Source organism: Lysinibacillus telephonicus, assembly GCF_039654155.1.
Taxonomy (GTDB): Bacteria; Bacillota; Bacilli; order Bacillales_A; family Planococcaceae; genus Ureibacillus; species Ureibacillus telephonicus.
This window is the reverse complement of sequence record NZ_CP155468.1, coordinates 1035539-1058496: the sequence shown is the minus strand read 5'-3', so window position 1 is coordinate 1058496 and position 22958 is coordinate 1035539. Positions and strand designations below refer to the sequence as shown.

General features: G+C 33.3%; 22 protein-coding genes. 3 read left to right on the top strand and 19 right to left on the bottom strand.

All coding sequences use genetic code 11. The features are described from left to right. Positions 1-282: 282 nt before the first annotated feature. Both MKY04_RS04915 and MKY04_RS04910 read right to left on the bottom strand, forming a co-directional pair. Positions 283-1410: a Xaa-Pro peptidase family protein gene (locus MKY04_RS04915; RefSeq protein ID WP_346235445.1), complete on the bottom strand. Its 1128-nt coding sequence runs from the start codon at positions 1408-1410 to the stop codon at positions 283-285. A 22-nt stretch (positions 1411-1432) separates the two neighbouring features. Next, a complete protein-coding gene (locus MKY04_RS04910) occupies positions 1433-2830 on the bottom strand; it encodes a sodium:solute symporter family protein (protein WP_346235444.1) in 1398 nt (465 codons plus the stop codon). Positions 2831-2970: 140 nt separating this feature from the next. On the opposite strand from MKY04_RS04910, the gene MKY04_RS04905 reads away from it, so the two are divergent. Next, positions 2971-3864 (top strand): LysR family transcriptional regulator, encoded by an 894-nt coding sequence (locus tag MKY04_RS04905; RefSeq protein WP_346235443.1) that lies wholly within the window; start codon positions 2971-2973, stop codon positions 3862-3864. A gap of 306 nt (positions 3865-4170) precedes the next feature. Here MKY04_RS04905 and MKY04_RS04900 read toward each other — a convergent pair whose 3' ends face one another. The 4 genes from MKY04_RS04900 to norA form a co-directional block, all read right to left on the bottom strand. Then, positions 4171-4689 (bottom strand): YfiT family bacillithiol transferase, encoded by a 519-nt coding sequence (locus tag MKY04_RS04900; protein ID WP_346235442.1) that lies wholly within the window; start codon positions 4687-4689, stop codon positions 4171-4173. A 270-nt stretch (positions 4690-4959) separates the two neighbouring features. Next, positions 4960-6135 carry a chromate transporter gene (locus tag MKY04_RS04895; RefSeq protein WP_346235441.1) on the bottom strand — a complete coding sequence of 392 codons (1176 nt, stop codon included), beginning with the start codon at positions 6133-6135 and terminating at the stop codon, positions 4960-4962. A gap of 16 nt (positions 6136-6151) precedes the next feature. Beyond that, positions 6152-6460: a PadR family transcriptional regulator gene (locus MKY04_RS04890; protein WP_126293678.1), complete on the bottom strand. Its 309-nt coding sequence runs from the start codon at positions 6458-6460 to the stop codon at positions 6152-6154. A gap of 532 nt (positions 6461-6992) precedes the next feature. After that, positions 6993-8186, bottom strand: coding sequence for a multidrug efflux MFS transporter NorA (norA, locus tag MKY04_RS04885; protein ID WP_126293679.1), 1194 nt, complete (start codon positions 8184-8186; stop codon positions 6993-6995). 100 nt (positions 8187-8286) lie between these two features. Here norA and MKY04_RS04880 point away from each other — a divergent pair, with 100 nt between their 5' ends. After that, positions 8287-9126: a MerR family transcriptional regulator gene (locus tag MKY04_RS04880; RefSeq protein WP_126293680.1), complete on the top strand. Its 840-nt coding sequence runs from the start codon at positions 8287-8289 to the stop codon at positions 9124-9126. Positions 9127-9267: 141 nt separating this feature from the next. On the opposite strand, the gene MKY04_RS04875 is transcribed toward MKY04_RS04880, so the two are convergent. Continuing rightward, positions 9268-9765 carry a YkvA family protein gene (locus tag MKY04_RS04875; RefSeq protein ID WP_428833894.1) on the bottom strand — a complete coding sequence of 166 codons (498 nt, stop codon included), beginning with the start codon at positions 9763-9765 and terminating at the stop codon, positions 9268-9270. A 693-nt stretch (positions 9766-10458) separates the two neighbouring features. On the opposite strand from MKY04_RS04875, the gene hpaB reads away from it, so the two are divergent. After that, positions 10459-11907 carry a 4-hydroxyphenylacetate 3-monooxygenase, oxygenase component gene (gene hpaB / locus MKY04_RS04870; protein ID WP_126293682.1) on the top strand — a complete coding sequence of 483 codons (1449 nt, stop codon included), beginning with the start codon at positions 10459-10461 and terminating at the stop codon, positions 11905-11907. Between the two features lie 151 nt (positions 11908-12058). Here the strand turns inward: hpaB and MKY04_RS04865 are convergent, their stop codons facing one another. From MKY04_RS04865 to MKY04_RS04810, 12 genes are all read right to left on the bottom strand, one after another. Further along, positions 12059-12301 carry a CsbA family protein gene (locus MKY04_RS04865; protein ID WP_126293683.1) on the bottom strand — a complete coding sequence of 81 codons (243 nt, stop codon included), beginning with the start codon at positions 12299-12301 and terminating at the stop codon, positions 12059-12061. A 33-nt stretch (positions 12302-12334) separates the two neighbouring features. Beyond that, positions 12335-13504 carry a PDZ domain-containing protein gene (locus tag MKY04_RS04860; protein WP_346235440.1) on the bottom strand — a complete coding sequence of 390 codons (1170 nt, stop codon included), beginning with the start codon at positions 13502-13504 and terminating at the stop codon, positions 12335-12337. Between the two features lie 125 nt (positions 13505-13629). Then, on the bottom strand, positions 13630-15075 hold the full coding sequence (locus MKY04_RS04855; protein WP_126293685.1) for a S41 family peptidase: 1446 nt from the start codon (positions 15073-15075) through the stop codon (positions 13630-13632). A gap of 237 nt (positions 15076-15312) precedes the next feature. Beyond that, a complete protein-coding gene (locus MKY04_RS04850; protein WP_346235439.1) occupies positions 15313-15885 on the bottom strand; it encodes a TlpA disulfide reductase family protein in 573 nt (190 codons plus the stop codon). 259 nt (positions 15886-16144) lie between these two features. Beyond that, positions 16145-17398 (bottom strand): murein hydrolase activator EnvC family protein, encoded by a 1254-nt coding sequence (locus MKY04_RS04845; protein ID WP_410799185.1) that lies wholly within the window; start codon positions 17396-17398, stop codon positions 16145-16147. A gap of 59 nt (positions 17399-17457) precedes the next feature. Next, on the bottom strand, positions 17458-18354 hold the full coding sequence (gene ftsX, locus MKY04_RS04840) for a permease-like cell division protein FtsX (protein ID WP_126293687.1): 897 nt from the start codon (positions 18352-18354) through the stop codon (positions 17458-17460). After that, entirely contained in the window at positions 18344-19030 is a 687-nt protein-coding gene (ftsE, locus tag MKY04_RS04835; protein ID WP_126293688.1) for a cell division ATP-binding protein FtsE, read from the bottom strand. The genes ftsX and ftsE overlap by 11 nt, the downstream gene beginning before the upstream one ends. 540 nt (positions 19031-19570) lie before the next feature. Further along, a complete protein-coding gene (locus MKY04_RS04830) occupies positions 19571-20059 on the bottom strand; it encodes a DinB family protein (protein ID WP_346235437.1) in 489 nt (162 codons plus the stop codon). A gap of 423 nt (positions 20060-20482) precedes the next feature. Further along, positions 20483-20647 (bottom strand): DUF2197 domain-containing protein, encoded by a 165-nt coding sequence (locus MKY04_RS04825; RefSeq protein WP_126293690.1) that lies wholly within the window; start codon positions 20645-20647, stop codon positions 20483-20485. A gap of 483 nt (positions 20648-21130) precedes the next feature. Continuing rightward, positions 21131-21697, bottom strand: coding sequence for a hypothetical protein (locus MKY04_RS04820; protein ID WP_126293691.1), 567 nt, complete (start codon positions 21695-21697; stop codon positions 21131-21133). Between the two features lie 174 nt (positions 21698-21871). After that, positions 21872-22411, bottom strand: a complete 540-nt coding sequence (locus tag MKY04_RS04815; RefSeq protein ID WP_126293692.1) for a carbon monoxide dehydrogenase — start codon at positions 22409-22411, stop codon at positions 21872-21874. Between the two features lie 128 nt (positions 22412-22539). Further along, positions 22540-22845, bottom strand: coding sequence for a hypothetical protein (locus MKY04_RS04810; RefSeq protein WP_148103502.1), 306 nt, complete (start codon positions 22843-22845; stop codon positions 22540-22542). Between the last annotated feature and the right edge of the window lie 113 nt (positions 22846-22958).

The window sequence follows — 22958 nt, the reverse complement described above, 5'->3', positions numbered from 1 at the left end:
AGATTCGTGTTCCTCGGACCGGTGTTTTGCCTCCAGCTTCCTTCAGATTCCGCGTCGCCACGGACACCCTTGCTCTTAGCTAACCTCTACTTCTGTCTTCGGGGTTCGGGACTTGCACCCTATAGTTCATACGCATGCCGGGCGCACGATAAAAAATCTGCACATTTTAAAAAATGTGCAGATTTTTACTCACTTATTAATTCTCTGAAGCTAAACTTTTGGGTCTTCTTCTTATACTTTGATTAATTAAAACTAATTTTTAATATTTAACAAGTTGATATTTTAAAAAATTAAATCATTTAAGTCTCGTGGATAATCAGTGATTAGTAAATTTCCATCCTTTTTCAAGATAACGGTGTCAGAGTGTCTAAATCCACCCAATCCCGGGATATAAATTCCTGGTTCAATTGTATATGCCATACCTTCTTCAAGAACAAGGTCATTATCGTAAGAAAGATATGGCGGTTCATGAAGTGAAACACCAATCGCATGCCCCGTACGATGTATTGCATATTCTGCGTAGCCTTCTTCCCTTAAAATGTCCCTTGCAACAGCATCAACTTCTGATGCTTTTACACCCGGTTTAATAAAATCCAATGCAGCTTGCTGTGCTTTTTGCATAGCTAAAAATGCATGTGCTTGTTGTTTCGTAGGCTCTCCCATAATGACAGTCCGTTCTAATTCAGCCCGATAGCCATTTAACGAGACTTGTCTTGTGTGAATAATGACATCACCTTGCTTAATTTTACGCGTATTAGAATAAACATGTGGTAAAATACTGCGCTCAGGTCCAGAAGGAGTCATTACGAGTAAATCTAAAGTAGCATTTGGATAATTCTCTGATGCTATACGATAAATAACTTGATTCCCAATGGCGTCTATTTCCAATTCTGTGGTACCAACCTTGCAGGCCTTCAGTGTTTCACTAACACCTAAATTAACAAGCTTTCCTGCCTCAATCATTGCTGCTATTTCCTCATTATCTTTTATTGATCTCATTTTTTCTATCTGTCCACTTATATCTATTACCGTTGACTTAACATTTTTAATTTCATTAATTATTTTCCCAGGTGTAAAATTCATGTCAACTCCAACTGCACTAACTTCTTGAGCTTTTAACTCCTTTTCCAATACTTCTAAATATGTTTTCGCTATGTTTGCTTTCTCAGGGTGTTCATAATATGGCAGAATTCTATCAACATTAGCATGTCCTTTGGCATGAGATTCTTCTAGTCCTGGTACTATTAAACTACATTGTTCAAGAGTAATTAAGCATATAATAGGTCTTGAATAGATTAAAGCACGAAAGCCCGTTAAATAAAATTGATAGTCAGGACTCATTACAATTGCAACTTGAAGATTATTCTCTGTCATAAATTCTCGAAGCTTTTTTACTCTTTGATTAGTCATTATACCTCTCCTTTTAATTGATTTATTTGTCTTGTTCAATTTGAACTGTATATTTTGGTGTTAATAAACTAACTACAACAAGTGTAATGATAGACAATGGCAATGCGATTAGAACACTATTCCAGCCCATTGGCTTATTTAAAACTAACTCCCAAACAAGAGTTGCCACACCTCCAGTGATAATCGATGCTAAAGCACCAGGTCCGTTTGCGCGTTTCCAAAGAAAACTAGCTAATATAGCAGGTGTTAAAGCAGCACCATACATCGTATAAGAATACATTTGAATTGATAGGACATCCGGGAAGAATGCTCCTAGTACATAGGCGATTACTCCAAGACCTAGTACAGAAAATCTATTAATTTTTAGTAAACTCTTATCTGATATTCCGGGTTTTAACCTTTGAACAATATCATAGGCAATATTTCCAGCTGCTGATAATAAGTAAGAATTACCTGTTGTTATTAAAAATGAAACTGCAGCTGTTAAAATTAACGCTCCTACAATAACCGGCAGTCCTCCGTTATAGGCAAGCTGCAGAATAGCTGTATCTGGTTCTATATCATTAAATAAAGCATAGGAACCTATTGTTAATAAAATAACAAGACCAAATACAACAATTGCTGAAATGAAGAAACCTATTGTAGAACGTCTTGCAGTTTTTGTATCTTTTGCTGATGCAAGTCGCTGATACATATTTTGATCTGCTAAAACTAGTAAAAATAACGGGAAAAAATATCCTAACATTTGTGGAATGGTTAAGTTTCCAGTCCAATTAAAATGTGACTCTGGTAATGAACTTACTATACTATCAAAGCTAATAACGTTAGTAGTTAAGTAAAATAATCCTAGAATAAATCCTATTAAAATAAGTAATGAACTTAAAAAGTCTGTATAGGCAACTGAAAACATACCGCCAATAGTTGCTAGGAAAATTACAACCACTGCAGTAATAATCGTACCAGCTTCAACAGTAATACCTGTTGTCAAATTTAATATGTAGCCCCCGCCAGTAAATTGGTATGAAGCAATTCCAATATAAGCAAGAATGATAAATATTGAGGAAATTGTCCTTGTTAATTTTCCATATTTTAATTCAAGAATTTGTGGAATTGTATATTTAGAAATCAACCACGTTTTTCCAGCAATAAAATACAAAATAATAATTCCTATAGGTACTCCAGCAAAATAGATGATGCCAGCTAATGGCCCTTGTTGATAAATGAAGCTAGCTCCCCCAATTACCGTTCCCGATCCTACAAAAGTAGCTAATAATGTACCGACCAACACTACGTTTGGTAATGAACGGCCTGCTAACATATAATCTTCAGTGTTTTTTATTTTTTTCCTACCTAAAAGTGTTCCAGCTACAATCATTAACAAAATGTAGCCAATAATAGTAATTAGCAATATAGTATTCATTTAAAGCCTCCTCCAAACGCAATCTATTGACTATTTAAAATAATCTTAAAATTAAATTTACAGCATTTTTTACTCTCTGTATAATATATATATTGAATACTAGTAAGACGTTTAAAATATAAGTGAGGAGGTAAACCATAGTGGAATTTCGCAGAATTCAGTATTTTATAGCAGTTGCAGAAGAATTAAATTTTACGAAGGCTGCAGAAAAATTGAAGATATCTCAACCTCCTTTAAGCCAACAAATTAAAATTTTAGAAAATGAAATCGGTGTAAAATTATTTAATCGCAATAAAAGAGTAGTAGAATTAACTGATGCTGGTAAATATTTTTTAGAAAAAGCTAAAGAAATAGTTCTTAAACTGGAATCAGTCTATGAAGAAACTAAACAGATTGAAAGAGGTGAATTTGGGAAACTATCTATAGGTTTTACAGGCTCCGTTACATACGACCTACTACCTACACTTATTCAAACATACCAACAAGCTAATCCAAAAATAAAAATCATTTTAACGCAGATGTCTTCTGCAAGACAGGTACAAGCATTAGAAAATAATGAAATCGATATTGGAATGTTGGTTCCCCCTGTGGAATCTGCTTCATTAAAGTTAAAAACTTTAAGAAGTGAACCTTTTGTTATAGCTATCCCAAGTACCCACCCATTAGCAGCTATGAAAGAACCTGTTAGTTTATTAAATTTTAAAAATGAACCATTTATATTTACTGACCGAGATGTAGGTCACGGTTATTACGACGCCATTATAAATCTATTTTATGAAGTTGGATTTAGCCCTATACAATCTCAACAGGCGAACGAACTTCAAACAATTGTTTCTTTAGTAGCATCTGGTGTAGGAAATGCTGTCTTACCTGCTTCCATAATGAACTATATTAATAATAAAGTAACCTATCTAAAATTGACTGAAAACAATACTTCCTGTACTTCTTCAATGGCCTGGAAAAAGGATAATGAATCAGCAACATTAAAATTATTCATTGAACATGTTGACCAGCAAAATCTTTATTTAAGTTAAATCAACCATACTGTAATTAAGGCTCTCTTTATATACATCATATACCCAGCTAAAAGCAGTACAATAAAAAGGAATTACCATGAGCATGTTTATATAGGCATGCCTGTTGATAATTCCATTCCTTAACTAAAACTTCTATCTTAAAACAATCTAGCAAACAACAAATTACACATGTAATCCAATCGTCGAAAACTAATTCGCATTCAAAGGACAAGTCGCTAGAGAAATATTGTAGTCCCGCTGCAATGCCAGCAATCTTAAAATTAAAGCAAATAGTCAATAAAATTTACTATCTAACCGATTTATTTACCAGCCTTTTCGACTACATAAAGCAGTAATGTGCGCAAGATGATGTCGGCCATGCCAAGCGTAGATACCAATATTTTTACCTACTGAAACTTCACCTGAGTCTGGATGTATAAATATCCTTTCCATATCAGCAGGATTTAGACTATGGAGAAGTTTTGTCCAGCGTATGTGCAATGATTCAAGCAGTGATAATGAGACATCAATTGGCAATTTGTAATCAGGAAGCTTCGCCCACTCCCCTTCTTCATACGGTTTAATAATAGGATTTTTTTCAGTAAGAGCCAATTTAAAGCGAACATATGCATTCATATGACTATCTGAAAGATGATGGACTACTTGTCGAACAGTCCACCCCCCTGAACGGTAAGGGGTATCAAGCTGTTCATTAGTCAAGTCACTTACAGCCTCTCGTAATAATTTAGGCAACTGTTCAATTTCATTTATCCATTCTTTAATTACACTATCAGTAATCTCACCATCAAATTCAAATTTACCAATTGGATATTTCTCTTCCATTAAAATTGCCCCCTTTAAAATCCTTATAGTATTTTAAGACATCTTTATTAGTTTTATCATTTTTCCAAATCTTTTACACCTGAATTATCTTTTTCTATTAATCTTTATTTCTAATTAAAATCTTGAGTTCATTTTTTCTAAATCATTAATATTTTTTTATTCCCTTTACCTCAACTTCTGTTATTTGTTGCTTCAATAAATAAAGTGTTGACCCTTTCTGAATCAACACCTGCTTGGCACTCCAATAATTATAATTTCACAATCTATATGTTATAGGAAAAGAAATCCTGCAATAGCCCCAACTAATACGACAACCCAAGGAGGTAATTTCCAATACACAAGCATACAAAAAAGGATTGCTGCAATGGCGAAATCAATCGATTCCTGAATAGAACTAGTCCAAATTGGATGGTATAGTGCGGAAAATAAGATACCTACTACAGAAGCATTAACTCCCATTAACGCCCCTTTAATTTTAGGATTACTGCGCAAGTCATCCCAAAATGGCAAAGTGCCTAAAATTAATAAAAACGCAGGTAGAAAGATCGCAAATGTAGCAAATAATCCGCCTTGCCATCCAGCAACAACAGCTCCAATATACGTAGCGAACGTAAATAATGGACCAGGTACGGCCTGCGCAGCACCATATCCTGCAAGAAATTCTTGCTCACTTAACCAACCAGTTGGAACAAATTCCTGTTCCAATAATGGCAATACTACATGCCCTCCGCCGAAAACAAGGGACCCTGAACGATAGAAACTATCAAACATTGTAATCCACTGAGATGAAGAAAAATTACTTAAAATCGGCAAGAAAATTAATAATCCAAAGAATAAAGCCAAACAAAAATACCCTAACTTTTTAGATATTGGGAAAAGTGAAACATTTAATTTTTCATCTTTACTTGCTTCTTCACGATATAAAAGATAACCGATAAAACCTGCTATTAAAATCACAGCTATCTGAGTATATGCAGTTTGCCAAAGCAATGTAACAACTAAGGCAAATAATGCGATTGTTTTTCTTTTAATATCAGGAGTTAAATTCTTCGCCATTCCTAAAATCGCATGGGCAACAACCACAACTGCAACAATTTTTAACCCATCTATCCAACCAGCATCCTCAATGCCAAATGTTTGGAGAGCAGTTGCAAAAATAATGAGAGCGATAACTGATGGAAGTGTAAATCCTAGAAATGAAATAATTCCCCCAATTATACCACCGCGCATAACTCCTAATCCAATTCCAACCTGGCTGCTGGCGGGGCCAGGTAGAAATTGGCATAGTGCAACTAAATCAGCATAACTTTTTTCATCCATCCATTTCCTTCTTCGAATATATTCTTCATGAAAGTATCCCAGATGTGCAGTAGGACCGCCAAATGAAGTAAGTCCAAGTCTGGTAGATACCATTAATATTTCTAGCCAAATTTTCAATTTAGTCATTTCATCACCTACTTCTTTAATTTTTTATTTCTTTAAATAACTCGTATGCTTTTGCACGAGCTTGAATAAGCACTTCTTCCCCTTTACTTGTAGCTTTATAGTACTTTCTAATTTTCCCTTCTACATTTCTTTCTTCTTTTTGTAAAAGACCATCCGCTTCCATACTATGTAGAATAGGGTAAAGTGTTCCAGAACTTATTTCATACCCATGTTCACGGAGTTCTTCCAGCATCCAAGCACCATAAACAGGATGTTCCTTTGCATGATGAAGAATATGAATTTGTATAAAGCCCAAGAAAAGCTTTCGTAGTATCTTGTCCTCCAAATTTTAAAACCTCTTTTCATTCTCGAAAACCGATATCGAAATTCGATATCATAATGCCAATTACAAATTACCATATCCACTATTTCGCTTCAATCAGAATAATGGAATTGTTAATTAATTTACACGATCTTTACAATAAGGTGGGCAGCCATTGCTCTTTAAATTCAAATATAACGTTTTAATCTGTTCGAATGCTCTCTGTAAAAATAAAAAATACCATTTTCAACTTGATCTTTTATTTATAAAGAGTTTAAAATAGTAACTTTTCTATGCTATAACTTAAAATAATATCCATATATTCAGTAGGTTGGAAAGGCTGACTATATTGCAAGTTGAATTTGGAACAGTAGCAACTAGTTGCAATGTAAGTCAAATAAAAAAGCGTCAACCCTTTTTGAACTGCTCCAGGTTTTTCATCTTCTACTGGGCAATTCATATAGATTAACGCTCTCTTAAAAAATATTAGTCTTACATATTATATAACAATAAGGAAACACACTTTATTTAAAAATGTTTTATTTTATAATTTTGATTAATTAGCTACACTTGCCTTTACCTTGTTAGAAGAATTATTGGCTTGCTTCTTCCAGAATAATGTAATAACAACTCCCAAAGCTAATATCACAGTTGCAAAATAATAAGGATAGTTAATATCTAAATCAAATAATATTCCTCCTAGAATTGGTCCACTAATGTTCGCTAAACTTGTAAACATCGAGTTCATTCCCCCAACAAAGCCTTGTTCGTTCCCGGCTATATTTGAAAGATATGAAGTAACTGCTGGTCGGAATAAATCAAATCCTACAAAAACAATAAATGTTACAAGTAAAATAGATAAATATGAATGAACTACTGTCATTAAAAAGACAAGTACGGCTGATAATATTAAACTATATCGAATAAGTTTAATTTCACCCCAAATTCGCGTAAGCTTATCAAATAATATAACCTGTGCAACTGCACCAAAAATCGCCCCGCCTGTGATAACTATAGCTATATCTGATGGTTTAAATTGGAATTTGTGGTCCACAAATAGACTAAAGAACGATTCAAAAGCCGCTAAGCCAAATGAAGCAATAAAAATTAAAATGAACGCTAGGAAATATTTTGGTGCAAAAATACGATTCAAGCCCACTTTGCCATCTGAGATTTGTTCCTCATTTTCTTCAGTACGATGTGGCTCCGATAATAAAATGATAGAAAGTATTGCCGCAACTGTACCCAGTCCTCCTGCAAAGAAAAACGGTATACGAGTTCCGAATTCCGCTAAAAACCCACCAATACCTGGTCCAATAATAAATCCTGTACTAATTGCAGCTGACATATAACCGAGGGCTTTAGGTCGATTATCAAGATTCGTAATATCAGCAATAAAAGCTGTAACAGCTGGCATAATAAACGCAGCACTAATTCCACCTAAAATACGAGAAATAAATAACACTTCGATTTCTCTGCCAATCCCAAACAGCAATTCTGAGATCCCGAAAATAAATAACCCAATGACAATCATAATTTTTCTGCCAAATTTATCTGCTGCTTTCCCTGCAAATGGTGAAACAATCAACTGAGCAATTGCAAAAGCAGCTGTTAAATAACCAACTGTTGTTCCAGTAATACCTAATTCATTCATCAGTGTAGGCAACACTGGAATTACAAGGCCAATACCCAAAAAGGCTATAAATAGATTCATTAATAGTAATCCTAAGGTGACTTTATTATTCTTCATCTTTATTACTCCTTTAACTGTTTTGTACAGTTATCATTTATTTACATTTCCCATCCTAGTGTATATAGTAACTATATAGTCAAGGACGGTGTTTTAAAAAATGAATAATAAAAGAGGAAAATATTTAACAACAGGTGAATTTGCTAAGCTTTGTAAGGTAAACAAACAGACACTTTTTTATTATGATCAAATTGGTCTTTTATCACCAATAATGAAAAATGAAAAAGGCTATCGATATTACTCAATTTCACAATTTGATTTATTCATTGTTATTGATTTATTAAAGGACCTTGGTATGTCACTGAACGACATTCAACAGTATATGCAAAATAAATCACCTGATAGCTTTTTGACTTTAATGTATCAAAAAAAAGAAGAAATCGTAAAAATGCGCAAGGAAATAGAAGCTAAGGAAAAAATTATTGATACAAAAATAAAATTAATGGAAGAAGCATCACATCTAGATTTTGATAAAATTACACTAGAACACTTACCCGAAGCAACACTTTATTTAAGCAGAAATATTGAAAATATATCTGATGAAGAATTTGTAGAAGTCTTTTCTGATTTTATTGATGAATTGTACGTATTACAACTTGATACAGGTTATCCAATAGGTGCTATTACAAAACGCGAGCAATTATTGAAGGGGGAATTCAACAATTATAGCCATTTATATATTGAACAATCAAGTCCAAAGAAAGATTCCCCTTATTTTCAAGCAATTGCAGGTGATCATCTTATCGGTTATCATATTGGTGATGAAAAAACAATACAAAACACATATAAGCGTCTCTTCTCTGAGATGGAACGTTTAAATTTAACTTTAGGAGATTATGCTTTTGAAGAGTATATTTATGATACTGTTGTAAAGAATCATAAAGAACATTACGTCACTAAAATTATGATGCAAGTCTGTCGAACAGAAAATAAAAAATAAGGCTTTCTTATTACATAGGTTTGGGATAAATTTACTCAACTATTTTTACGTCTAGAGATATGCATTTTGGATTTTTTGGGTATTATAACTTCAACAAAAAAGGAGCATGAATTTTATGAATCATTGCTCCTCTTTTACAATCTAAGCCAATTTATTATCAATCTCTGAAGTATCTACATTATCGCCAAACCAATCTTTTAGTTTCTCTTTAGCTTGATTTTTAACATCCGCATCAATATACATTGATACTTGCCATAAAGCTGCAAGAAGTGCTCCTATATCATCAGAATATCCAACTACTGCTGCTAAATCCGGAATTAAGTCGAGAGGTAAAATAAAATAACCTAATGCTCCAATGATAATGGCTTTATTTTTCGCAGGCACCTCGTCTTTTTGTAATACATAATAAAGGAGAAGCACTGCATACACAGCAGATGAACCAGCTTTTTTAGAAAATTTCTTTATCTTATTCCAAAGCCCATCATCAGAATAATGCTTACTATGCTTTTGAAGTGTACTTTCATCCATAGTTTCAGCTTTCTCTTTTAATACTGCAATTTCTTCCTTGCTAAGATTAATCTCTTCTTCTAATAATATTGGCAGCTCTTCCTGTTTTTTCCTTCGAAATCTTTCAAACATATATATCCCCCCTAGGTGTAAGTTATTATAAAATTATAAAGTATTTATATACGTATACTACATTCCCATTTATCAAATTATAATTGAACTTGCTAAATTGGTGTACTTTAAACATTCAAAATATATTTGTTTCAGTCAACATAAAAGCATTGCCGCTGGATAAACCCCTTTTATTAAAAAATAAACACTATAATACATAAAATAAATAAAATAATTGATAGAAGAAAGCGTACAAATCCACTCCTTATATCCTCTATATGTGCCGCATTTTTCATATCTTTTTTAAAGTCTAGCCAACTTAAGATTATTGAAACTGTAATTAAGGTTAAAATTATTAGTTTCATATAATTCTTCTCCTAACTTTTATATTTATACGAGTGGCTACTGCACATTTTACCTTTAACAGATAAGATTAATATTTATTAAATTTATTTCCTTTTAAACATTGTAAATTATTCCCTAAATTTTTGAAACGATTTACTGAACTATCTTGGATTAATAAAACAATAACTCAAATAAAAAAATAATTTCCCCTCACATTTATACCCCATGGAATTCCAACCGTTAAGAGCTGCACAGAATATACATTTTTGAATTTACTTAAAAAAATAGGTATTTCACCATTTTTCAATAGTTTAATAAAATATTATACAGAGTATTATTGTAAAAATTTTCATAAATAGGAGTGGCACTATGGGAGCTATTAACGGAAATGAGTTCATTAACCGAGTAAACCAACTAAAAAATGAAATTTGGTTTGACGGCCAAAAGATTGAAGGTTTAATCTCCGAGCATTCTGCCTTTAAAGGAATTATTCAAGAAAAAGCCGCCCTTTATGATTTACAACTAAATCCTAAATTTAAAAATGAAATGACTTTTCTCTCACCTGAAACAGGTGACTCAATTGGACTTTCTTTTTTGCAGCCAAAATCTAAAGAAGATTTAATAAAAAGGCGGAAAATGATTGAACATTGGGCAAAGCAAACTTATGGAATAATGGGGAGAAGCCCTGATTACTTGAATACTGTTTTAATGAGTTTTGCTTCTTCGGCCGGCTTTTTAGAAGGAAAAGAGAATTGCTATCCAGAAAATCTTATAAAATTTTTTAAATATGCTAGAGAGAAAGACTTATCATTCACACATACATTTATTAGCCCACAAGTGAATCGATCTCATCTTTATTTAGAGAATAGCGATGAACCGATCGCTGCAAAAGTTGTGGATGTAAGCGAAGATGGGATTGTCATTAAAGGGGCGCGCTTACTTGCTACTCAAGGCGGTATAACAGATGAAGTATTAGTTTTTAGTGTAGGCAGATTTATTTTTAATGAAGATGAAGCCTTTGCTTTCTCAATCCCATCTAATACAAAAGGATTAAAATTTATATGTCGGGACATATTTGCTGGAGGGACTTCTCATTTTGACCATCCTTTAAGCTCTCGATTCGAAGAAATGGACTCAATTGTTGTCTTTGACAATGTTTTAGTCCCTTGGGAAAGAGTATTTTATTATGATAATGGCGAGGTAGCAGAAGACTTCATCATTAAAAGTTCCTTTCATGCTTTTGCTAAACATCAAGTAGTAACTAGACAAATTGTAAAAACTGAATTTTTATTAGGGATTGCGCAGCTGCTTATCGAGACAATTAATATTGGTGAATATCAGCACATACATGATAAAGTATCAGAAATCATTGCTGGTCTTGAGACTATGAAGGCATTGCTGGAAAGAGCAGAAAATAATGCTTCTTTAGATGAATTTGGGTTTATGCGTCCTGATATTTTCCCACTAAAAGTAGCTGGTTATATTTTCCCTAAAATTTATCCTCGCTTTACTGAAATTATTCAGTTAATTGGTGCTAGTGGAATGATTACTTTACCAACAGAAAAAGCTTTTCAGTCAAGTATACGTCCAGACTTAAATCAGTATCTTCAAGGAGCAACGAAATCAGCTGAAGATCGAGTAAAAATATTTCGTTTAGCTTGGGATTTAACGATGAGTTCATTTGGAACAAGGCAAACTCAATATGAGCGATACTTTTTCGGTGATCCTATTAGGATATCTAGTGATTTATATAAGAGTTTTCCTAAAGAAGAATATGTAAAAAATGTTAGTCAATTTTTAAATTTAAAAGAATCGTAGTTGTTTACAATTTTAAAGGGGCTTCCCCAAAAAATAAAATATATTCCTATTTAAGTTTTCTTAATAGTTCTGCTAACAGAAGCTATAGAAACATACAAAAAAGGATAGATGTAAAAAGAGTTCATACCTTTTTCATCTATCCTTTAACTTTTTAATCTTTATTTATCCCGCGCTGTACCATCTGTGTAGCAAACCAAAAACCAGCCGTTAATGACAGTGCATCAACTACAAAAATAAGGGGCGGTGATGTGTACCCTGCGTATACTGAAGCAGCGATTAAAGCAATTGATAATAGTAAAGCAACGTAATGATTATACGTAATTCTTGTTAACAGAATAACGATCATGCCTGGTAAAAATAATGCTAGTATTATTTTTAAAATAATTGATTCCATAACAAGCCCCTCTTGTCACGAACAAAATTACTATTATTCTGCAATTAAAAGTCCAATACGGTGATGATCACCACTATGAACTACATGTTGTGTTAATCGAACTTCATTTTGATGATTTAATACTTCTAAACGACAATGTGCAGCATTGATTTGCAGTGCTTCATACAATTGACGCTCTGAATGTACTTCTACTCCATTCACTTTTCGGATTACCTCGCCTATTCCTAAGCCCATTTTTTCAGCCGGAGAGTTTGGCAATACCCCAGCAATCATTACACCATTTGATTTTGCAGATACTGCGTAAACATCCTTCTGTTCACGTATTGTAAACCGAATCGAAATAATGATGCGAGCGATTGCTCCAACTATTAATACAGCCAAGCCAATTAACGGTTCAAAGTAAGCTGCAAGACCACCGATTATGATTAGCTCACCTAAAATAAGTACTGTACGACCTAACTTCGGATATAAATAGACAGGCAACGTATGGCGTGTCACTTGTTGGAAGCCTAGTATTACAGGAAATAATACGAGTGAAAAACGGTCAGCACCTAAAGAAAATTGAGGCCACCATGGAAAATATGCTGCGAGTGCATCACCTGGTACAACAAAAAAGATTGGTAATAGCCAAACTTTTTTACTTAGAAAAGCAACAGCCTTTAAACCGCGCTTCGAATTTTCGATTATTGGCGAAGCATATTTTGCACCGTTTTTACGAATTAACAAGCCCTCTGCTACAAGTAAAAGTCCAGCTAGGATAGCTGCTGTAACAGAAGCCCCCTCATTTACTTCTATTCCATTAACTGTAAGACCAAATAAAGTAAATGACCAATTCTGCATATTCATAACCATTAAAATGATTATGCTAGCTGCAAATAATATAATCGGCGAAAGTAAATGAAAGACATAAACTACAAGAGCTATGAAACTAGCAATCGTCACTACGTATAAAAATTGTGTTGGCAATGTTAGCCCGAAAACAACAGAAACAATCGAAATAATAAGGGAGATGAGCAACCCTTCCTTTAGTAATCCAATTGCCTCAGACCAACCCCATAAAATACGGATATGGAAAAATTTTCTCTCTCGTTTGACACGACGATAGCCTAAAAAAATTGCCATTAAAATTACTATATAAAGTAATGGATTTATAAACATCCGACCAATTGATATAGCAACCTCTCCTAATATATCAGTTATCATTTTTCCACCGCCTGTTTACTACTAATACTGTCATTGTATCAAACGAGAATACAGTTGCGTAGATAAAAACTTACTATTTTTCTATTAAGCTTCTGAATATAATTAAATTTAGGTATAAGATAAAATCAAATATCACCTTGTAAACGATGCAACATAACACTTAAGCCCATATTTAATTGAACATCATTATCTTCATTTTCTTTATAAGCTGTTACCTGCTCACGGATAGTGGAGAAGAAGGCATCATCCATATGTCGTCCTTTTCTTAAATCATTTTGTTCACGGAATAACGCCACTGCTTGAGCAGTATCTTCATCATAGAAACCATCTGTTCTTTCAATTGTATAACCTAACCCATTTAATATTTTTTGTGTATACGCAATTTCTTCACTAAAATCGCCCTCTCCAAATTCCCCACTTAATGGAATAATTTCCATTGAGTATAAAGGGTGTTGTTCTACCTCAATGTCAGCCTTAATTCCTTTTCCATGAATCCATTCTCTATTTGGCGTTAACCATTTATTTGTAGATAGCTTTAATTCGCCTCCATTTTTTAAATCCCAAGTTTCTTGAACAGTGCCTTTTCCAAAGCTCTTAACACCTACTATCAATGCTCGCTCCCAGCTTTGTAATGCACCAGCCATAACTTCACTTGCCGAAGCACTTCCTTCATTTTGCATTAGGATAATTGGGAGCTTTTTCATTTTATCTAAATATTGTTTTTCTTCATCAATCTGTTCAGTTTTTAATTCTTCCATAGCACCTTGACCATTTTGCATATAAGCAAATACTGTATTCTTATCTTCTATACTACTTACGACAGCAGCTACGCTATGTAAATATCCACCTGGATTATCCCGCAAATCAACGATTAACCCTTCTACATCTTTGCCAATTAATTTTTTTGTTTCTCTAATCCACTCTTCAGCAGTTTTTTCTCCAAACATTGAAATAGATATGTAGCCAATATCTGTCTCTCCAACTGTTAAAACTTTAGATTCAACTGTTTTATTATCAATTTCAGCACGCACGACACTTACTTTTATATGACGTTCAGTGCTTGGACGATATAAGACGAGCGTGACTTTTTCACCTTTCTCTCCTTGAATAAGCTGCATTACTTCACCAATTGTTTTTCCTTCAAGGCGTTCGTTATCTACTTGAACGATTTCGTCAAAAGGACGAATACCAGCTTTTTCTGCTGGCGACGATTTCACAGGAGACACAACTATAAATTTTCCATTCTTCTCTGTAATTTCAATTCCTATACCAACTCTTTGTCCAGCTAATGTCTGCTTTTGAATAGCTGCTTCCTTCGCTGTATAGTACGTACTATAAGGATCTTTTATGGCGTTTGCCATCCCTCGCAAAGCCCCTTCTACAATCACATCTTCGCTTGTACCATACACAGATTTTTCTTTAATAAGTGAAAATGCTTGATCAATTACTGTAACATCGCTTACAGTTGTTGTCTCATTCCCCTTACTCATTGACCACTTCTGCCATAGAAAAAAGCAAGCGATAACTAAAGTTACTACAGCAACACATAAAAAAATTCGACTCTTTCGCATTTCTTTTCCTCCTCTCGTTCAATCTATGAAAAAACAATAGGGGATAACACATTACTAAGAGCCGAATTTTATAATTTTAAATTGAGGATGCCTAGATAATTAAATATTCTAGCATCCCCCTGCTTATTGTTGGATTATTTGCTTAAAGCGTTACTGCTACAATTGGTTCATTTACTTTGCAGGAAAAGCAATAAAGCATAATCTAAACCTTAGCTTTTGAAATCGCATCTATGGTCATTAATCTAAACTTGATGCATATTTTTTTAAAGCTTTTTGGTTTAATGGTCCAACGATATGATGCTGAATCCGTCCTTTACTATCAATCATAAAGGTAGAAGGAATTGTCAGCACTTGATAGGTTGAACTTAATTTATCTTCTTCCATTAACAGAATTGGGAATGTCAGCTCATAGCTATCTATAAAATGCTGGATGGTCTCTCTTGAGCCATCTGTATATGTTAGATTAACTCCTATAATTTCGACATTCTCTTCTTCAGCATATTTTTCATAATAGTCCTGTAAATGAGGCATTTCTTCTTTACATGGAGGACACCACGTTGCCCAGAAATTTAAAATTACCTTCTTGCCTTTTAGATCTGATAAAGTGTAGCTTTCTCCCGATAGTGTCTTTAATGTAAAATCAGGGGCGATTTGTCCCCTTTCTAATCCTTCTTCTCCAAGTTCCATTTCATAGCCGAGCGCACTATCATTTATTGCCTCACTCGCTTCAATTTGTTTCTTTATATAAGTACCAAGCATAATGACAACTAGCAGCATTACAATCAATAGACCAATTGTTTTCTTCTTCATTTTCCACTCTCCGATAGAAAAATTTTTCATCATTGGTGATTTTCTAATAACAAGAATATCATAATTGGCCATCAAAAGTACAAAACGCTAGTGAATTCTTAAATCTGGTTTAGTCAAAAATGGCAAAGTGTAGCTCTGTGGTGTATGGTTCGGCGTTTACCTCAAGAAAATTATAATCTCTAACTTTTTTAAAATTTCCTTCATAAAATAAAAACAGGCTTAGTTGTGATAATCACAACCAAGCCTATTGTTTTCCTTTTTATAGTGGGATATAGCGCAATGGGTTTACATTGCCTGCTTTTTGACCTTTCCAAGGACCGATATGAACCTCGAAATGTAAATGAGACCCTGTAGATCGTCCCGTATTACCCATTTGTGCAATTTGTTGACCTTTGTCAACAACATCTCCAACACCCACATTATACGAGCTTAAGTGTGCATAAACTGTCGTATAGATTTCCCCACCCATCGAATGGGTAATAATAACGACATTACCGTAAGTAGAAAGTGGTCCTGCATAAACTACGGAACCGCCTGCAGCAGCTACAATTGGTGTACCGATAGAGTTCGCTAGGTCAATTCCGTAGTGGAATTCAGGTCCATAACCTAAATTTCGCCAGCCATAACCGCTTGTTAGGCGACCATTTGTAGGTTTTGTCCAAGAACCATCCGAAACAGCTGGTAAAGAACCGCCACCACTTTGTTGTTGTTCACGTTGGCGCGCCAATTCAATTTGACGCTGCTGTTCTTTCATAATTTGCTCTTGAAGTTCATCACTTACTTCTAATGCTTCTGAATATTCTTCTTCTAATAATTTTTTCTCGCTTGCAAGTTTTTCTTGCTCTGCCTCTAGCTCATCAATTAATTTATTCTTTTCTTCTTTCTGTGAATTAAGTGAAAACTTTAATTCTTCTAGCTTGGCCTTGTCAGATTCAAGCTTTTTCTTCGTATTCTCTAATTCAAGCTTTTGTTCTTCTAATTTTTCTTTGTCATTTTTTTGATCGCGCATAATTTGGCGATCCGCTTCCATTAATGTATTAACCGCTGAGAATCGGTCAATAAAATCTACAAAGCTATTAGCTCCTAATAATACGTCTAAATAACTAACAGAACCATTAGCTTGAATCGCTCTTGCTCGCTCTTGAAGAAGTTCATCACGTTGTTCAATTTTTTCCTGAAGCTTTGCAATTTCTTCCTGTAATGCTTCAATCTCTGCCTCTGCAGTTTTGATTTCCTTAGATACTTCCGCGATGTCTTCATTTGTTTTAGTGATTTTTTCGCCAAGCTTCTTAATTTGAGCAAGCAGTTGGTCTTGTTTATTTTCAACTATTTTAAGTTGATTCGTTTTATTTTTAATTTGACTATTAAGTTCATCTTTTTTCTGTTCAACTTGTGATTTTTGATCCTTTAAATCTGACAAACTTGCAGCATATGTAATAGGCATTTGTATAAAAAGCAACATTGCTAAAGCTGCCATGAAAATTTGGAATGGCTTTTTTTTCATGAGTTTCAACATTAAAGACTCCTTTCCATTTTTAATCTACAATTCTACTTTTTCGCGATGAAATACTGTTAAATTTTTAAAAACTTTCGAACAGACATAAAACTTCCCCAAATACCAATCAATATCCCAAGTATTAGCAACAATGCGTTAACTTGATATAGTAATGGTGTCACATTAAGCATTTGCAGCAGTTCTCCGTGTAGTCTCGGTTCTAAAATGTTGTACACATTGTAGTAAACAATGGATACCACAACCATTGGTATGATTGCACCTAAAACTCCCAACCACATTCCTTCCAGCACAAATGGGATGCGAACAAATGAATTTGTTGCCCCTACTAATTTCATAATTTCAATTTCATCCTTACGAGCAATAATCGTAATACGAATCGTATTTGAGATTAAGAATATTGCTGTAAAAAGCAGACCTAAAATTAACACTAAGCCGACATTTCTACTTGTGTTTAAAACACTAAATAATTTTTCTACTTTACCTTCTCCGTATACAACGTCATATGTATTATCGAATTTCTCTATTTTTTTCGCGACAGCCGCAGTTTGTTGAGGATCTGCTGCTTTAACATAAAGAACGTTCCGTAAAGGGTTGCTTTGTTCAAAAAGACTTAAATCATCACCGAAGTCTTCAATTAAATTGTTTAGCTCCTGTTCTTTAGATGAGTAAACAACTTCTTCAACATCAGGCAAGCTTTTAATTTCTTTCATCAGCTTTTCTTCAGCTGCTTTCGCTTCGGTAGGGTCTTCAATAATTTCAATAAGCACACGAATTTCTACATCATTTTCAATATCGTCTGCTAATTTGTTTAAATTCATCATAATTACTGTAAAAACACCAACTAATAAAAGGGTAACAGTTACAGCACTTATGGAAGCGAATGTCATCCACCCATTACGATTTAACGATTTAAGACTTTCTCGGAAATGACGACGTATTGTTCTACCCTTCATAGCCATAGTCACCTCCGTATACATCACGGACAATCATGCCACCCTCAATGGCGATAACGCGTTTACGGATTGTATTAACAATTTCGCGATTATGTGTCGCCATTACAATTGTCGTGCCACGTGCATTTATTTCTTCAAATATGTTCATAATTTCCCATGAAGTTTCAGGATCAAGGTTTCCTGTAGGCTCGTCCGCAATAACAACTTTAGGCATGTTCACAATTGAACGCGCTATTGATACCCGTTGCTGCTCTCCACCAGAAAGCTCACTTGGCAACATCCGGACTTTATGCTTTAAGCCAACTAATTCTAAAACTTCCATTACACGTTTGCGAATTGCTTTCGGCTGCTCTTCTATAACTTCTAGAGCATATGCTACATTTTCGTAAACATTTAGACGAGGAAGTAATTTAAAGTCTTGGAATACAACTCCCAGCTGACGTCTAAAATATGGTACACGATTATTCTTAAGCGTCGATATATTCGTTCCAGCGATAATTACATCACCTGAAGACGGTTTTTCTTCGCGATACATTAATTTAATAAAAGTAGATTTCCCAGCACCGCTTGGACCTACTACGTAAACAAATTCACCTTTTTTTATATCAACGGTAATACCGTTTACTGCTACTACTCCGTTAGGGTACTTTTTGACCACATTATTCATTTGGATCATTAACTAAACCACCTAAGTTCTATTAAATAAATTTTTTCACTCACCAACCATTATAGCACTCATTTAATCTATTTTTATTACATTTTCTTTTCATTATTATGGGTATTACTCAAAGATTTATGGAAGCTGTCATATTACTTGTGAAATATGCACTATTAATATTTTGTTATTCTATTTTTTTCTATAAAATTTAACAGTTGCATTGTAAATTATTCCATAAAGGGGCAAGAATCCCTTCTATTTTTCATTAATTTCTAAAAAAATACAAAAATAGCATATATTAAATTAAAAATAAATGTACTTCTAAATGTCATGCACCAAGCCTCAGATGACTTAAAAGCTTAACCTAGATATCTAAGTGCCTGAACAACAATTTGTCCTTAAATGAAAATAGACGCATTTCCAAAAGAAACGCGCCCTTAAGTCGAATATGATTATTTCTTCTTTTTTTGTTTTTATGTATTTTTGCATCAAGAATCCTGCATCATATACCGATTTTAGCCCCTTAGTTAATAACACTAGAGAAATTCCATTCGTCCACTATTCAGCTAGCCCCAATATATCTGTATTTTTTGGTATGTACCCAAGTAGGCGTAGCATTGCTACAATTTGCCCTTTATGATGAAATTCATGCGTAATCGAATGAATCAGCAACTGATGTGGGGTTTTTCTTACAACTAAACTATCTTCCTTCCATGAAAGTTCTTTTTCGATAACTTCATCAAACTTATCTGCGAATTGTTCAAATACAGTTTCTACATATATATCAGCTTGTTGAAAATAACTGTGAATATCCTCTATTTGCATATCATTGATTACTTCCCTTGTTAAAAGAGGGGTTGTTGTTTGTGAAAGCACAAAAGACCCCAGCCATGCATGATAACAACCTGCAACATGAATTAATGACTCTCTAATACTTTGAAATCCAAATCCTAATTCTTTTGTAAAATCATTATCACTTAGTTCTTTACATTGATCTAGTAAAATCTGTCTTGTTTGTTTAACCCACTCATATTCGTGTCTATCCATAACTAATCACTTCCTAATTGCCAGAATATTCTTTTCATTATACGTGAATGTACACTAACTTTTAAAGGCCAAATTTAACTTAGTATTAATGAATAGTCTTTTTACTACAAAAGATGTTGGAAATACAATTCTTATTAATAGCGGGTTCAATTTAGCTATAAATTAAAATAAAGTTGGAAAAATTCAGAGGGAATAATTGAAGCATTATCTAGTGTTAGTTTTAATTAAAAAATCCATTTTGAAAAATGATTAATCAAAATGGATTCTTATTTCTAATTTATTGTTCCACATCGAGCCCGTTTTTTGAGTAACAGAGGGGAAATTATTAACTGATTAAGTACCAATAAGTTCGACTACAAAGTATCATTTCTGAATAAAAGCACATGTTAATTTTACAATCTATTAGTAGAACTCTTCCAAAAACTATTTAAAGAAATTTTTTATCGCATCTATGCGTACTTTATGGTCACATTCTTCGCAGCGAAAAATCTTATTAGTTCTTTCCTTTAATAGCTTATATTTTAGTGAACCTTCATATACTCTAAATTTTTGTCTACAACTATAACAAAGTACCTCATAGTAATACATTGTTCTCCTCCTAGTGACATATTACTTTTTGTTGATCTATGCCCAGTTATTTAGTATATTCCGAACATCTAACTGGGGATTTCTTATTAATTAAACCAGTCAATGAAATTTCTTAATATTAACGCCATCACCTTGCTGACAGTTTGGTTAATTCTCTTAAAACTTTCTACAATAGGGAAAAAATGCTGCAGATTTTAATTTACAAATGGTTTCTCGATAAATGACATTTGTTTATTAATTATTTGGTTTACTTTTCACTCTTTTTTATTTTAGGATAGTGGTACAAAAAAATCAAAAAACGTTTAATTAAAGAGTACTAAATAGTTCTTGAATCACTTTATACAATTTAACTGTCCCTTTAGTTTAAGTGTAATTCTACACAACCAGAATCACATTTAGATATGAATATTGCTAATTTTACTCAACAACGTAAAAATAGACGCAATCCTTAAGGAAAGCGTCCGAATGTTGAAAAGTATATCTTTAGTAATCAATAGAATTGGCTATCTGAACTAGGATTTCGGGTGTTACTATATTCGAAACATCTTTATCAATACTCAACATATATTGCCAATTATCCTTTTCAAATAATAAATGATTAAACCCTTGGCTTAATTTTTCCATATACTTCGCATTACTTCCGTTATTTAGTTTAAAAACTTCCGAAACGTTCTTGTCACTAAATTGAATTTTATGCTTAATTGGTCGGACATCAATTTTGAAATGGTTTTGTGGTTCTTGCTCACTTATAAGTGTAATTTCAAAAGTATCATTCATATCACCTTCTAAATTGCTAAACCTGCCAAAATGGTGAGTAAAGCTAATCGGTGGAACTCTTAGGGGTAGTTTAAGTTCTTGATTAAAATGCTGCTCAAATTCCCTTGCAGCTTCTTCAACTGTCTTATATCCAATATCGGAATAAATTTTTTCATAAGGTTCCGATGTTTCTATTTCACTGGCAAAACTGTTATCACCTTTAGTATCCAATCTTAAAATAAAATAACTACTAAAAATTAGTAATAATAATATAAGCGATACACTTTTTTTCATCCAATCACCCTAATTTATATTTAGAAATATTTTTCCCAAGACAGTTCAACCATATTAAAAATATATCCCTTTAAAAGAAAAAGACGTATTTCTGAATAAATACGCCGATTTGAAGGATCATTTCATAGGCCTTATTAAAGCAAAGACACTTATTTTATTAAATACTTTCATTAGTTAATTGATTGAATTTGCAATATCAACTAATACTTCAGGTATTTCAATGTTGGTAGCCTTGTTATGAATTCCAATTAAATATTGCAAATTATTTTTTTCAAAGACAAAAAAGTTAAATAAATCCGATTCAAAATGTATCCCCTTTGTACCATCTTGAAGTGTATATTTCCTACCTTCAAAATCCAACTTATTTTTTAGTGGACATATATCAATTTTAAATATATTATGTCCTATTTTACTATGAACAAATCTAATTTGTAGAGAATCATTGATTTCATATTCTTTATCTTCATAGAATTTACCAAATTCATGTGTAAATGGAATCGAAGGTATCATTGTAGGTAGCTTTACACTACAGTTGCAATGCTTTTCAAATTCCTTTACTGCCTCGGATACAGTTTTATATCCCATTTCCCTAAATTGTTCCTCAAAAGAAGGAGGAGTATCGTTAGGGTTTGCATAGACTGTTCCACTATTCCCCTTTAATATAAAAAAGCCTAGTAAAAGTAATAAAAAAGAAACACTTTTCTTCAAATTCATCACCCTAAATTATATTTGGGTATAGTTTGTCCAATTCAGTTATATAAATCCTTATTCAAATAAATGGACCAATTTATAAAAAAAGAACGCAATGAATTGCGCCCTATAATTGAAAAATAATATCCATTTTAACCCCACCACATAGCTAAAACAAACAAAGACCAACAAGTAGTTAGTAGACCGATGCAACCAATTATAGAAAAATATAACACCAAATTAACTTCTTCACTTCCGTGTTTCTTATATTGAAGAAAAGTCATAACAAAAGAAATTAAATATAATAAAACGCTAATTATCGTTAGGACAGTTAAATAGTATATTGGAGGTATTTTAGCTAAATTTTCATTCAAAGAATAAGCCATTCCTTGACCAAATATTCCAAATATAGTTGCTAAAATTAAACTTCCAAATATTATAGCATTCATTTTTCTCATCACTCTCACCCCACATAAATAAAACGAATTAAGTGGGATAAAGTTACAAATTCCCCTTCCACTATCTTGCATTGTTGGAATACAAACTCTGCATACCTTTGCACATCGAATTT